General features: G+C 43.6%; 13 protein-coding genes. 2 read left to right on the top strand and 11 right to left on the bottom strand.

Features of this window, described 5'->3' with window-relative positions:
- Nucleotides 1-11 precede the first annotated feature (11 nt).
- Nucleotides 12-932, bottom strand: coding sequence for a proline dehydrogenase family protein (locus FPZ44_RS02250; RefSeq protein ID WP_144986992.1), 921 nt, complete (start codon nucleotides 930-932; stop codon nucleotides 12-14).
- 214 nt (nucleotides 933-1,146) lie between these two features.
- Here FPZ44_RS02250 and FPZ44_RS02245 point away from each other — a divergent pair, with 214 nt between their 5' ends.
- Nucleotides 1,147-2,499 (top strand): sigma 54-interacting transcriptional regulator, encoded by a 1,353-nt coding sequence (locus FPZ44_RS02245; protein WP_144986990.1) that lies wholly within the window; start codon nucleotides 1,147-1,149, stop codon nucleotides 2,497-2,499.
- Between the two features lie 254 nt (nucleotides 2,500-2,753).
- On the opposite strand, the gene FPZ44_RS02240 is transcribed toward FPZ44_RS02245, so the two are convergent.
- From FPZ44_RS02240 to FPZ44_RS02200, 9 genes are all read right to left on the bottom strand, one after another.
- Nucleotides 2,754-3,836 carry a cation diffusion facilitator family transporter gene (locus FPZ44_RS02240; RefSeq protein WP_144986988.1) on the bottom strand — a complete coding sequence of 361 codons (1,083 nt, stop codon included), beginning with the start codon at nucleotides 3,834-3,836 and terminating at the stop codon, nucleotides 2,754-2,756.
- Between the two features lie 348 nt (nucleotides 3,837-4,184).
- A complete protein-coding gene (locus FPZ44_RS02235) occupies nucleotides 4,185-4,700 on the bottom strand; it encodes a DUF2179 domain-containing protein (RefSeq protein ID WP_144986986.1) in 516 nt (171 codons plus the stop codon).
- 269 nt (nucleotides 4,701-4,969) lie between these two features.
- Nucleotides 4,970-5,824: an adenosylcobinamide-GDP ribazoletransferase gene (gene cobS / locus FPZ44_RS02230; RefSeq protein WP_144986984.1), complete on the bottom strand. Its 855-nt coding sequence runs from the start codon at nucleotides 5,822-5,824 to the stop codon at nucleotides 4,970-4,972.
- Nucleotides 5,821-6,387, bottom strand: coding sequence for a bifunctional adenosylcobinamide kinase/adenosylcobinamide-phosphate guanylyltransferase (gene cobU, locus FPZ44_RS02225; RefSeq protein WP_144986982.1), 567 nt, complete (start codon nucleotides 6,385-6,387; stop codon nucleotides 5,821-5,823). The genes cobS and cobU overlap by 4 nt, the downstream gene beginning before the upstream one ends.
- Nucleotides 6,384-7,436 carry a nicotinate-nucleotide--dimethylbenzimidazole phosphoribosyltransferase gene (cobT, locus tag FPZ44_RS02220; protein WP_418789118.1) on the bottom strand — a complete coding sequence of 351 codons (1,053 nt, stop codon included), beginning with the start codon at nucleotides 7,434-7,436 and terminating at the stop codon, nucleotides 6,384-6,386. Before cobT ends, cobU begins: the two co-directional genes overlap by 4 nt.
- 62 nt (nucleotides 7,437-7,498) lie before the next feature.
- Complete coding sequence (locus FPZ44_RS02215; RefSeq protein ID WP_418789162.1) at nucleotides 7,499-8,344, bottom strand: ABC transporter ATP-binding protein; 846 nt, start codon at nucleotides 8,342-8,344, stop codon at nucleotides 7,499-7,501.
- Nucleotides 8,345-8,364: 20 nt separating this feature from the next.
- Nucleotides 8,365-9,438: a FecCD family ABC transporter permease gene (locus FPZ44_RS02210; protein WP_144986975.1), complete on the bottom strand. Its 1,074-nt coding sequence runs from the start codon at nucleotides 9,436-9,438 to the stop codon at nucleotides 8,365-8,367.
- 17 nt (nucleotides 9,439-9,455) lie between these two features.
- Nucleotides 9,456-10,448, bottom strand: coding sequence for an ABC transporter substrate-binding protein (locus FPZ44_RS02205; RefSeq protein ID WP_144986973.1), 993 nt, complete (start codon nucleotides 10,446-10,448; stop codon nucleotides 9,456-9,458).
- Nucleotides 10,449-10,769: 321 nt separating this feature from the next.
- Entirely contained in the window at nucleotides 10,770-13,133 is a 2,364-nt protein-coding gene (locus FPZ44_RS02200) for a fibronectin type III domain-containing protein (protein ID WP_186785880.1), read from the bottom strand.
- Nucleotides 13,134-13,786: 653 nt separating this feature from the next.
- Here FPZ44_RS02200 and FPZ44_RS02195 point away from each other — a divergent pair.
- Nucleotides 13,787-14,275 carry a phosphatase gene (locus tag FPZ44_RS02195; protein ID WP_261378177.1) on the top strand — a complete coding sequence of 163 codons (489 nt, stop codon included), beginning with the start codon at nucleotides 13,787-13,789 and terminating at the stop codon, nucleotides 14,273-14,275.
- Between the two features lie 78 nt (nucleotides 14,276-14,353).
- On the opposite strand, the gene FPZ44_RS02190 is transcribed toward FPZ44_RS02195, so the two are convergent.
- On the bottom strand, nucleotides 14,354-14,911 hold the full coding sequence (locus FPZ44_RS02190; protein WP_144986970.1) for a nitroreductase family protein: 558 nt from the start codon (nucleotides 14,909-14,911) through the stop codon (nucleotides 14,354-14,356).
- Nucleotides 14,912-14,952: the final 41 nt, after the last annotated feature.

Below are 14,952 nucleotides of genomic sequence, written 5' to 3'. Positions count from 1 at the left end.
CTATGAATCCATTATGATTTGAATAAGGACTTCAGTACGAATAACACATTAGCGGGACGTTCAGCCAAACGGCGCATAAAGTAGCCATACCAATCATCCCCATACGGCACGTATACACGCATAGTGTATCCTTCATCAGCTAATTGCTGCTGTGCTTGCACCCGAATGCCATACAGCATCTGAAACTCAAACTGACTCTTCGGAATGCCTTTTTCCTTTACGAACTGCTTCACATGCTCGATGATAGCTTCATCATGTGTGGCGATAGCTGCATAATTACCGTCAAGCAAATGCTGCTCGATGATTCGCTTAAAGTTGCGATCCACATCTTCTTTGCGTGGAAAAGCGACCTCATGCGATTCCTTATAAGCACCTTTCACAAGACGTAAGTTCGGTCGATGCACGGCCAGTGCGGAAATATCATCTGCACTCTTGTAGAGATAGGCTTGAATAACAAGACCAATCGTCTCACCGTATTCCTTCCGTAACTGTTCAAATATTTCGATGCTTACACGGTTATGCGCGTAATCTTCCATGTCGATCCGCACAAAGTTGTTGTGCTGCTTCGCTACATCCAAGATCATGCGCATATGCTTCATGCACAGCTCCACAGATATATCAAGGCCTAGTTGCGTCATTTTCAAAGACAAATGAGAGTTCGCGCCGCTGCTTGCAATCTCATGCAGCGTACGGATGCAATAATCAGTTGCTTCTCGCGCTTCCTCTGCTGTCGTGATGAACTCTCCAAGATGATCGAGTGTTGCTACGATACCCTTCGCATTCAATTCTCGAATGGCTGTAACCGCTTCCGAAATTTGCACGCCAGCGACGAATCGCTTTGCTCCAAAACGAAGCCCATACTTTTTGGCTGTGCGGTTTGCAGCTCTATTTTTAGATAAAAACAAAAAGGTGTTCCGCAATAGACTTTCCATCTACTAAAACGCCCCCTAGCCCATTCAATAGTGTTTAATTTTTGAACACTTTTTTAGCTATTGATTAATTATAAACACAGGTGGTTTATTTTGTAAATACATATACAGGAAGTAATTCATTTCACAATCTACGGAAAATGGAAAGACCGTTGCAAACCAATACTACGTTTGACATAATATGGACAACAGCTATTGTGGAGAGGACATATTTGATATGAGGCTAGAACTGAATCAACAGGAACCTGTCCAGTCTTGGACAGCATTAGAACAGCACGCACTGCTTAATGGACTGCTCGAAACGGTGAATGATGCAGTCACAGTCGTGGATAAGGATGGAATCGTCCTATATTGGAATCATCAAGCAGAGATCATGTACGGTATATCCCGCGAAACGATCATTGGGAAGCGAATCGCAGAATTTTTCCAAAGGGAATCGATTATGCTGTTTCAAGTAATGGAGAGCCGCACTCCGATTCGTCAGCTATATCATGAGCCGCGCCCAGGCGTACACGTTATGATCAATACGAGTCCCATATTCGATGCGGAGGGTCAGCTACTCGGTGCAATTGCAATCGAAAGCAATATGACCTCTTACGTCAAGTTAAGTGCAGAAATGTATCGAAAATCCGATGCTGACAAGTTCGTTTCCGTCGTAGCACCATTTAAGCCTGAACAACTCCATCGAGCAAAACTCGTCGTGGAGCGAAATCGACCACTGCTGCTTACTGGCGAGGCTGGATCAGGCAGACGCAGCTGTGCAGAATGGATATACGAGCAATTAGAGCTGGAAGGTCTGTTTGTCACCATGAGCTGTGCGAACATGCCTGAGGGTATGCTTGAGGCCGAGTTATTCGGCTATCAAGGCGAAGGCGATAGTGAGCGGCCTGGGAAGCTAGATCAAGCGGAGAACGGCATCTTATTCCTAAAAGATGTCGACCTGCTGCCGCTGCCTGTGCAAGAGAAGCTGCAAGATATGCTGACAAGCGGCAGCTATAGCCGCATGAAAGGCAATACGCAGCTCACCTTCCGCTGCCGCATTATTGCAACGTATACAGGCGCAGCGCAGCGTGAGGAAGATACGGAGCTGCCGGTAACTTGGCTACCAGCGCTGTACTACACGTTCGTGCAGCACCATGTGCCTGCCGTGCGTGAACGTGAAGAAGAGCTGCCGCAGCTGTGCAACTTGTACATTGCGGAAGCCGCGGATAAATACGGTTTCCCGCAGCCTGCGCTCCAGCACGACGCCATGGCGCAAGTAGCGGCCTATGATTGGCCGAACAACTTGCCGCAGCTGCGCAGTGCAATGGAGCATGCCGTACTCGCCGCGCATGAGGCGAGCGCAAGCACCATTTCAGCGAAGGAGCTGCCGGACTATGCGCGGCTGACGACGCTCGCTGAGCTGACCGAGGATGAGCTGCCATTGAGCGCTCATTCCGAGGAAATGGAGCGCAGCCGCATTGGCGACGCGCTCAAACGCGCGCAGGGCAACAAGGCACGCGCTGCCCGGATGCTAGGCATCTCGCGCGGTGCTTTGTATTACAAGCTCCGCCAGTATGAGCTTGAATAAGGAAGGCGGCTCCCCCGAGCGCCAAGCGTTGCAAGGTTATTAGGGATACTGAGATGCAGTGCACGCTTTCTTCATGGGGCAAAAAATGCGTAAATATAAAAATGGCGGTACAGGGAGAGAAATGCTAACCCTGTACCGCCATTTTTTCGCTATATGTTTTGTTTGTTTATGAAATAGAAATTCCATTTCGTGAATCGTTGCCATTATTATGCTTGCTGTGCTGGTGATCATGTTCATAATTTTTATTTTTAGCGCTATTCGTGTTTATGTCCATGATCTTTATGATTAGGTTTGTGATCGTGTTTGTGGCCACTATGATCGTGTCCGTGATCATGTTTATGGCTATGTTCATGTCCACTCTCATCATCTTCATGATTATGATCATGCTGCTCTCCCGCTTGCGGCCCAACTTCACATATTAGATCCCCATGCTGCACCGAGGAGTCTTCAATCTGAACGGTAGCATGATCAATCTCATACTTTTCCTTCAAGAGCTTTAGCGCCTCATTTAATACAAGATAACTATCTGTCCCGTCCTTAACTTTCAAATGACAGCTTACTACGTCGAATCCTGAAGTCACCGTCCAAATATGAAGGTCGTGAACATCGGTAACTCCTGAAATGCCAGCTAACGTTGAACTTACTTCCTCCGTATTTAATCGAGATGGGGTACCTTCCATCAGTACGTTCACCGAATCTCTAGTGACACGCCATGCACTTAAAATGATAAGAATTGCGACGATAATGCTAATAATCGGATCCGCTATATACCATTCGAACTTCCACATAATGAATCCAGCTACAATGGCACCAATCGAACCGAGCATATCACCTAGTACATGCAAATAGGCACTGCGCATATTCAAATTGTTTTTAATATCGCCTCTCATGAGTACATAAGCGGCTGCGATGTTTGCCAAAAGACCCGCAAATGCAATCCCCATCATCGACAAACTCGCTACTTCCTGCGGATTTATAAGTCGTTCATAAGCTTCCCACAGGATAACGCCAGAAATAATAACGAGTGTAATACCATTTATGAGTGCAGCTAAAATTTCAAATCTGTAAAATCCATAAGTCTTCTTCGGTGAAGGCTTCCTAGCTGCAAAGATCATCGCAATCAAACTGAGCAGCAGCGATGAAGCATCGCTTAACATATGCCCTGCATCAGACAATAACGCAAGGCTATTCGTAATTACGCCCCCTACTACTTCAACAATGAGGAAGACGAAAATAATAATTAATGACCAGAGCAGCGCTTTCTTATTCGCGCCCCTTCCATGTGAATGCCCATGGTCGTGTCCATGACCGTGGCTATGTCCGTGATGCATGCCCATAGTAAGTTCCCCTTTCGTTCCATAACATTTCCTCTTAATACCCACATTATACTGTCATTCGTTATTATATTCAAGTGATTATTTGAATGTTTATAAAGTTTATTACTTTTAGCTCTTTAATTTTTAATCCTTAAATATTTTAGCTCTTTTTCCTTTGTTCTTTAATTTCTTTAACTCTTTATTTCTTTATTCCTCAATTCCTCTTCCTTCTGAAACAAACATACAAAAAGACCGCCACCTTTTAAGTGACGGCCTTCCACATATACATATTAAGCATTAAGGGTCTCAAATTATTTTGTTAGAGACACACCAAGCTCAATACCAGTCTGTGTCTTTGCCGTTATTTCGTTATCTTCGCGTCGACTTCGTCCAGAAGCCTCCATGCAGCTGTGTTGGCTCATACGTTACAATAAACGCTTTGGGCTCCATTTCCAATATCGATTGATACAACTTCTTTTGATTTTTGCGCTTGGCGAGAACTTCAAACATCATCCGATGGCCATCTCGGCCACTTCCCAGCCAACATGTAACCCCATAGCCAGAATCACGCAGCTGATTCGCCAACTGAGTATCCGGATCGTTTACGATAATTCGCAGCGTTACATAACCTAGCGCAATCTTCTCCTCGATCCAGGTACCGACTAGTACACCAAGTCCGTAACCTAAGGCGTATACGATCAAGCTGATCGGCTGATTCAAATATTGCAGTACCATATTGAGACCCAGCACATAGATCGTAATCTCAATACAGCTTATCCCTGCTGCATAATATCGTTGGTTCTTCAGCGTAAGGATCATTCTCAGCGTGAAGAACGTCACATATACAATTTGGATAAGAAATATCGCAATAAGTATCGTAATCATACATTTATTCGCTCCTGTCACTAATTCACCACTGTTCGCTACATTACCCCTTTTCTTTCATTCTTAACCTTGAAAAATAAGGAATTCATGCAACGATGCTAGAACATAGCGAAGAGCATATAACCGATACCCGACGAATCAATTTCACACCAAAAAATATCAAATGATATACAGGGCACTCAGGCACTCTATTACATCAAAACTGATTTATTCGATTACTTGTTATTTATTTCGATGCCTACTATTCAATTCCTTAGAACTTAGATCAATCATAAGCTCCCTAGCCATTTCACACCAATGACAAGCAGCACCAAGCCTACTGATACTGTCAGTTCACCCATGGCACCGTAAATATCCCCTGATAATCCGCCAATCCGTCGATTTACTACGCAAGCAATCCAATGCGTCACAGCAAGCAACAGAACAACGAGTAAAATCCCCCCGACAATTCCCCATAACCAGAAATCATGCATTGGAATAGCTAGAATAGAGAGATGTTCATAAGAACCCATGGAACCGATCATCGCCGTACCAAGCAAACATACGCCGAATAAAAAGAGCATGACAACGCCCGATGCGAGCAAATGCTTACGGTTAGTCTCCATAAAATAACGACCTAAGCCAGATTCCGCTTCTGTATGCGGATATACAACGATCGCCCATACCATGACATAGCGACTCATTATAAATGGCAGCATAACAAGTGGACTCCAGCTATCCATTTCGAATAGAGCACCAATAAGCGACCATTGCAGCAAAAGCACGAGAACACAAGCAAGTACCCCCATCGCACCTACTCGACTATCCTTCATAATTTCAATGACTCTGTCACGATCTCGGTTGCTTAACAAGCCATCTGCTGTATCCATAAGTCCGTCCATATGCAGTCCACCTGATAGCACTACCGCAAAAAATACAAGCAAAGCGGCGGCTGGATAGGCCGGTAATACTAGCTGAAGAACAGCTCCTGCCAGCCATATGCATAGTCCGATTGCGGCACCTGCTAATGGAAACCAGATGGTGCTCAGCTTCAGCACTTCAGGCGTAAATGGAACTTGCTTTCGGATAGGAATACGCGTCAAAAATTGCAGCGCAGCAATGGCGCTATAAAAATGATTTTTCATAGCTGTACCATCCTGCTTTTCAATTCAATCGGTATTCCTGCTGTCACAAGGTATACTTCATCAGCCATTGCTGCTATACGTTGATTCAACCTGCCCGCATGATCCCGAAATGATCGTCCAAGCTCATAGGCTGGCACAACTCCACTGCCTACTTCATTTGTGACAAGAATAACGGTCCCTTTGCTGTTATATTGCCGTACAGCCTCTTCGAGTTGAGCCATTCGATCGATCAGTAATTGATCTCTATCTGGCCGCTGCTCAACTGCCAACAGTTCATTGGACAACCAGACCGTGAGGCAATCAACCAGCACATAAGGGGACATTTCCTGCTGCAGCTGCTCTGGCAGCTCTAACGGACATTCTTTTCCACTCCATGCAAAGCCACTGTGTGCTCTATCTTGTTGATGCCTAGTTATACGTTCTTTCATTTCCTGATCAAATGGCTCTGCTGTAGCATAGTAACAACTACCTGCTGGAGCTAACTTCATCATATACTTCTCGGCAAAGGTGCTTTTCCCGCTGCGAGCACCGCCTGTTACGAGGATTATGCGATGATTGCTCATTCTTCCTTCCCCGACACTCCAGCCTGAGCAAATGTAGCCATCTCACGCATAATCGAGCAGGCAGCATCAATCAACGGAAAGGCTAGCACTGCTCCCGTTCCTTCGCCTAAACGCATATTCAAGTGCAGCACAGGCTGCAGTTCCATTTCACGAAGCACTGCTAGATGTCCTCTCTCCTCTGACAAATGAGAACTGATTAAATAAGGACGGGCTTCAGGGACAAGGCGAACAGCCGCAAGTGCAGCTACACTTGAAATGAATCCATCAATGACTACCGGAACACCATGCTTGGCTGCTCCAATAATGACACCAACCAAACCGCCTATTTCAAGCCCACCGACTTTAGCGAGCACATCCAAAGCATCATTCGGGTCTGGGGCATTTACATGTAACGCTTGGCGTACAACATCACATTTGTGCTTCCACAGCTCATCGCCGATACCAGTTCCTCTACCAACTGTTTCTTCAGGCGCCAAGCCTGTAAACGCACATAACATAGCAGAGCTCGCCGTCGTATTGCCAATCCCCATTTCCCCAGTTGCAATCAAACGATATCCTTCACCAACTAGCTGCTCTGCAACTTCGATCCCTACACGGACAGCTGCTTCAGCTTCTTGGCGGCTCATTGCTGCTTCTTTAGCCATATTGGCTGTGCCGCGTTTTACCTTGCGGGACAGCAGATTCGGATGATCCAAATCAGCATTTACGCCAATATCAACACAATACACATCAGCACCAGCTTGTCTTGCAAGTACATTAACAGCAGCGCCTCCATGTACAAAATTCATAACCATTTGCGGGGTTACTTCAGCAGGGAAGGCACTCACTCCTTCCGCACATACTCCATGATCACCCGCCATAACAATAACAGCACGCTTATCTATATTAGGAACCAGTTGCCCCGTTATCGCAGCAAGCTGCATCGACAAATGTTCTAATACCCCAAGACTTCCTTGCGGCTTCGTCAATTGATTCTGATGATCAAATGCAGCTTGGCGAGCTTCTTCATTTGGTTTCGGAATAGCTGGAATCCAGTTTGTTTGCATCATGTTCATTCCACCTCATTACATTCTTTCATAATCCCATTACTTTGATAGTGACTAGATACTATTCAATCTGCTTTATATAACTCTTCTGGACAAAGAAGCACTTGCGGACGATTCACTTTCGGATGATCGACAATTTCAGCATGAACATGAAACACTTGTTCAAAACATTCTCTCGTGATCATCTCTTCCGCACTTCCTTGTCCATGTATAATTCCTTCATTTAGAACCGCAATTCGATCGCAATAAAGTGCGGCCAAATTAAGATCATGCAGTACAGAAACAACAGTCAATCCGCATTCCTGCTGCCAATTTCGAATGATATCCATAAACTGCATTTGATAATGGATATCGAGATACGTCGTTGGTTCATCCAACAAAATAATACTCGGAGACTGCGCCATTAGCTTCGCCAGCGCGACACGCTGACGCTGTCCCCCACTCAATCGATCAATTCGGCGATCTGCTAATTGTTCCAGTTGCAGCCGTTCCATAATATGATCGATGAATGGGCCACTATCTTCGTTTTCCGTTCCCCACCACGATTGATAAGGAAAGCGACCCATTTCGACAACTTCACGTACGCTATAGTGCAAAGGAGGAATCGTTTCTTGCTGCAATACTGCCATTAACCGTGATAACTCCTTGCGCTTATACGCCCCCAAAGGACGGTCATATAGTTGAACTTCACCAGAAGTCGGCTGTTCAGCACGGGATAGTATGGATAACAGTGTCGATTTCCCGCTGCCATTCGGTCCAATAATACCTAGCCATTCACCTTTGTGTATTTCCAGGGAAATATCCTGTAACACAGGCAGCTTACCATAACCATGCGATATCGCCTGAGCGGATAAAATGACCCCTCCTTGAAGAGCTGGTCGAGCATCGGCCATTTGAACAAAGTGGTTCATGCTTTTTTGCTCTGTCATTGTCATCCCTCCTGCGACTTGCGCTTGTTGCGAATAAGTAAAAAGGCGAAAAATGGCGCTCCAAGGAATGAAGTAACGACACCCAATGGAATTTCTGTCGGAGCAAGCAGTGTACGTGCAATCGTATCTGCCCACAGCACATATAATGCACCGCCCACAGCAGACATCGGAATCAAGGCACGATAGTCTGCCCCAATGATTAATCTCAGTAGATGCGGAACGACCAGTCCGACAAATCCGATAACTCCTGCAACAGAAACTGCAGCCGCTGCTACAAAGGTTGCTGTCAATAAAACAACCCATTTCGTTCGTTCAACATTCAGCCCCATATGTGATGCTTGACGCTCTCCCAATGCAAGCATATTTAGGGAACGCGAATAGGCGATAAGCACAATAAGTCCTCCGACAAAATACGGCAGTAATATTCCCGCATATGACCAACCACGCATCGCCAAGCTGCCCATTGTCCAGAACAAAATTTCATTGATCCCATCTTGAGACATAGCAACCAAGAAAGATACAATCGCCCCCAGAAATGATTGCATGACCACACCAGACAAGATTAGCGTCTGAATCGGCAGCTTACCATTTTCTCTTGCCATTCTTAATACAACAAACAAAGCCATAACAGCTGTTACGAAGGCCGTAACTGGAATCGTCCATTGCCCTAAGAATGCATATTGCAATCCAAAATAAATGAGCAGCGCTGCTCCCACAGAAGCACCCGAAGATATGCCTAACGTATACGGATCAGCTAATGGATTGCGCAGTACGCCTTGGAAAGCAGCACCAGATACACCAAGCGCACCACCTACTAGCAGCGCCATAATGACTCGCGGCAAACGAACATGGATCATAATTTGTGCCGAGGAGGGGTCCCATGTAACAGGAATATACTCTCCTACCCATGGCAGATGGTGCAATAAAATACGGACGATGTCTCCAACCGGCAAATCCACAGACCCAACGGCTAAACATATAACAATGGACAAGAGGAGCAGCGAAATACCCGCTGCTCCTACTCCAATGCCCCTGTGCTTTTTAATCCGTGTATGTTGATGTGTAAAAGTTGTCATTCGTCTGTCATCCCAACTTATTTTACTTGATCCGGATGGATAGCTTTAGCAATCGATAGCAGCGCATCAGCCAATCTCGGACCTGGACGGCTAATCGTGTCATCTTCGATACCGATCAACTGATTATTTTTCAGCGCGTTCATCTCACTCCAGCCTTTGCGTTCACGAATGATCGTCTCAAGCGGCTTATTTGTTTCAAAATCTTGCATGCCTTTTGCATATAAAATAACGTCTGGATTTTTCTTAATAATCATCTCTTCATTAATTTGGAACCAACCTGTTTGATCAGCAGCTACGTTAACACCGCCGGCGATTTCGAGCAATTCATGCATATACTCACCGCTGCCTACTGTCCATCCAGGAGAGAATTCCATATACACATTCTTTTTAGGCGCGTCTTTCACACTAGCTTGTACATCTTCACGGACTTTCTTCATATGATCGGTTACTTTTTTCGCATCCGCCTGACGGTCCGTGATGAGTCCATAAGTCTCTACACTATTAATGACACCATCATATGATTTCGGATCCAACTTAAATGTACGGATTCCCATATCACGGAACTTGTTAACAGCTTCGTCCTTCATTGCAATGCCTGTAAATACAACATCTGGCTTGGCAGCAATAATAGCCTCTACATTCGGCTCCAACCCACCCATTTTAGGCTTAGTTGCAGCAGCCGCTGGATAATCATCATGATCGGATACACCTACAATTTCTTTATCCAACCCAATTGCAAATAGCATTTCCGTATCTGCTGGAGAAACAGAAACAATTCGTTCAGGCGCCTTCTCAAATGTAAATTCTTGACCTGTCGCATCTTTAAGTTTCAGAGGATAGGTTGTCTTCAATTCTTGGTCAGCTGGCTTTGCCTCCGGAGCTGGCGTCTCAACTTGACCTTGAGTCTCAGCTGGCTTCGCCGTATTTGCTCCACCGCAAGCCATAACTGTTAACGATAAAGCCATAATAGTTAGTACACTAAGTATGCGTTTCCAATTTCCAAGCTTCATAACCGGTTTCTCTCCTTATTTACCATGCAATGTAGTCACTCTGTCGTCTCAAGATGCAATATATAACACGAACACAATGGTTTCGACTCTTATATTGTAGATGAAAATTTTAACCTTATGCAACTCTCACCTTCCTTGAACACATGTTTTGATTATAGTAAGTAGCCTTACTAATGACAAGGAAAATGATCATATCGCTAGTCATTTTTCCAATTTATAATAAAAAGGCAGCAAACAACCTCGAAACCATCAATAACTGTTCCGAGGTTGTTCAAGTCAGTTCATTTAAACATTACATCAATCAATTGCATGATTTTTTAATTAATGTACTTCACTTAGCTCTGGCCCTATAACGTTTTCATTAGGAGTTTCTGTTTCGTCACCAGTTTGTCCCACACCAGAATCATAGCTATTTACTTCAAACGTAATAATTTTATCGAAGAAGACGTAATCTTTACGTGCCTTAAATGGACCTTTGTTGTTGTTATGCTTGTTGAAAGCAAACATCACTTTCCCTTTTCCAGCAGCGCGTGCTTCATACCAATCAATAAACTCGTTTACTTCTCTCATAGACAAATCAAATTCTTTCTGGATTCCCGTATTTAACGTAATTCGAAGCAAAGCACGATCTCCGAAATCCTCTGTTTCTGGGTCTGGAGGAGTTACTTCAGCAGCATTAGGTGTCGCTGAAGCTTCATTGGATTCGGCACTCTCTGCGCCAGACTTCACAGCTGTAACTACATAATAATATGTCACTCCATTTGTAACATTTATGTCTGTATAACTTGTAGCAATCGCATCAACAGTAGCAATCGTCGTATATAGACCACCTGCCACAGTACTGCGCTTCACATTATAGCCAGTCGCACTATCAACTTTGCCCCAAGTCAATACGACTCGTTTATCTCCCGCTGTTGCGGTCAAATCAAGCGGTGCCTGTATAGGAAGTTCCCCGCCTTTACCAAAGACATTCCATTCCATAAACTTTGCAGCAGGGTGCTTCAACACAACAGTTGTAACATTTTTTACAGGAGCAGGCATAGCCTCAACTTTATCGTTTTCCACTATTGAATAGCTATACAATAGGTTTTGCTTGTCATCGTAAAACTCTACTACAGAACCCAACACTTTTGAGGAATTCACAATGAGAGCATTAATCTCAACAGGATTGGCAAATGAATACCATACAAACTTTTCATTGTTCACATATTCACCAGTCGCAACGTTATTATCTGTCAATTTACGTTCAATACCTGTTGGTTGACTTATATTTTTGCCACTATTCAAAATCACTCCATCCAGCAAACCGCCTGTATACTTCGTAGCAGCTGGATTTACTGATTTTTCAGGTGAATTAGCACTCTCTCCAGCTTCATTGGTAGCAGATACGACATAATAATACGTTGTCCCGTTCGTTACCGTTTTGTCTGTATAAGAGGTTCCTTTTACATTCGCTGCAATTACGTCATATGACCCATTTGGAGTCGTAGAGCGTTTAACGTTATAAGTTTTTGCACCTGTAGACTTCCAATCAATGCGAACATGTTGGTCACCACCGTAAATCCACTCAATAGTAGTTGCTAGTGGCACTACAGATGGAGTACCATAGACGTTCCATTCTTGAATAGTAGCAGCTGTTTTCGTTGTCTTTAATACAACAGTAGATACATTCTTCACTGTATCCGGCAAAGATTGAATTCCACCGATATTCAACGGCTTATACGTCGTGAGCAGCTTGTTATTAGCATCATAGAACTCTACAATCATACTGTCGCTAGTGGCTACAAGCACAGCAGAAATTTCTACTGGAGCAGCAAACTTGTGCCATACAAAATTCCCATTCTGCAAGTAATCCCATGTCGTAACATCGTTATCCGTAAATTTACGTATCGTGCCTGTTGGATTGTCAAATGTTTTCCCAATGTTCAATTTCAACCCATCAAGCAAACCGCCAGTGTACGCTGTTGCTGAAGGTTTTGCCGGTCTTTCAGGCGAATGTGCGCTTTCTCCTGCCTCATTAACAGCTGAAACAACATAATAATAAGTCGTACCATTCGTAACTGTCTTATCTGTATATGTATTTCCCTTAACATTCTCAGCTAGCAGATCATAATGACCGCCTGATGTAGTAGCACGCTTAACATTGTATGCTTTCGCACCCGTTATTGCCCAGTCAAGTGTGACCATTTTATCTCCACTTTGTATCCATTCAATGGTTGTAGAGATTGGTTTAATTGGAGGTGTCGTAAATACGTTCCACTCACTAATACCAACAGCTGGAGTTGTCTTTTTTAACACAACCGTGGATACATTTTTCACCGTTTCCGGTAAGGATTGAATTCCATCCGTATTTAATGAGTTATAGGTTGTAAGCAATTTATTATTAGCGTCATAAAACTCTATCACCATACCATCGTTTCTGGATACAAGTACCGCAGAAATTTCTACCGGTGAAGTAAATGTATACCATGCAAAATTCCCGTTTTGCAAGTAATCCGTTGTAGATTCGTTATTGTCGGTCATCTTTGCTATTGTTCCAGTTGCTTGTCCAAGCACAGAACCAATCTGCAAGGGTTGTCCATTTAGCAATCCTCCCACGTATTTGTCCGGAGCTGCATGTACCGAATTAATAGCTAGCATCAAAAACAATACTAGCGTTAAGAATGAAATAGTGATCTTTCTCATTTGCATGTTATCCCCTTTATAAATGTTGTTTCGTTCAAAGACGAGCAGAGTCCCAAACTTAACTATTTAACTCCATAAATTCAAAAATTATTAAGTTTAAATTTCTCTGAAACAAAAATATCACGGGGGTGCATATGGTGTCTAAACATTATCTCCCTTACTAGGGATAGATTTACGCGAATTTTATTCCTTTTTATTAAAAATTATTCCATTTTATTTTTCTGTGTTAATACAATCATTAAACTCACACTCACTTTAACTCTCAAAAAATGCAACCTTGTACAACGAACACCGTCAAAATAATGAAAGGAGCATTTACAACGAATAAAGAATCTTGTACTCCTACACTACATTTGCATACCCACTAGAAAACAAACATATATCTAAGACGCAGTAAAATGCAGGACTATACCCGCTCGCTTACACATCGTTTTTTTCTACTTCTCAGCTATGCCAACAATCACTTTTTTTCATTTGATCCAACAATCCCATGCGTCGTATGATAAGGAAGCGCTTTTGATGTGTTCAAACCCTCCTCATAAAAGCGCTCACTATAACAACTCTGTTAAATGTTGTATAATAATTAAACTTTCTTTATTTTGTTTTCTTCTGTTTATTTATAAATCACCACCCATTAAAAGGAGGAGCCAACTATGCCGGTGCAGTACAAGACAGCTTGGGCTTCGCTAAGCGCCGCCATTCTCGTTACAGCCTATTATTCTTGGAATCTTCTTGCCCTCAAAGGGAATATAACGCTGCATAGTTCAGAAATGATGTCGTTAGCACGCAATGTATTCGCATTCACGATTATTATCCAAGTGCTAATCATATTCATCCATTTCGTTTCCAAAGACGAGCCTGATCTCAAAGAGCAAGCTCGCTTTATATCCCTTCGTTCTGGACGTGTGGCCCTCTTATTTTTAATCGTTGCTGTTGCGTCTTGTGCGGCTTATCTCATTTATGTCGCAGATACACGCTCCCTACTGCTCTCACCGCTTATTAGTGCACATCTACTCGTTAGTGTATTGCTTGCAGCTTGGATATTAAGATACACCTCTGAGCTATGGATGTATCATCGTGCGCGGCGATCAGCCATAGAAACGCCATCTGCACCGAGCGATTCAAATCAACTTCTATCGTAAAATGCTCTTCGCTCTTTCATTAAAAAAAGTCCCTGTTTACCTCTTAAGGTACCAGGGACTTTCACATTTATTATCATTTTAGAATTCTGTAAGCAACTCTGCTGCTTCCTTGCGCGGACGCACAGGACGTACTTCATCCGGATAGCCGATAAATAGATTACCGATAATCTTCTCTCCCGGCTGAATGTCTAACGCCTTTCTGTAAAATGGCTGATGTATATAAGCACCTGTATGCCACAACATGCCTACACCATCTTCCCATGCAAGCAATTGCAGATTTTGTACGAGTGCACTCACTGCCATTACATCTTCTTCCCAAATGTTCGGACGAGGATCTTCAGGCATGACGACGATAAGAAACGCTGGAATATGCTTCACGTAATCACGATATTTTTGCTTTTGCGCTTCATCGCCTTCTTTGAACTTGCCTAATTTGATAACAGACTCCACTAGCTTATCCGAATATTCCTCTTTCCCTTGCTCACCGATAAAAATAAAGCGCCATGGTTGACGCAAACCATGGTTAGGTGCATAGACAGCATCATCCAACCAGCCAAGAACTTGTTCTTTGGTAATAGGTGTATCTTTAAAATTATGGGTAGAGCGACGACCACGAATTGTTTCTTTAATAGACATTACGATTAAGCCTCCTTCTTTCTCCTCTTACTCCATTATAT

The organism is Paenibacillus agilis, from assembly GCF_007786455.1.
Lineage (GTDB): Bacteria > Bacillota > Bacilli > Paenibacillales > Paenibacillaceae > Paenibacillus_B > Paenibacillus_B agilis.
This window is presented reverse-complemented; position numbering and strand designations above follow the sequence as displayed.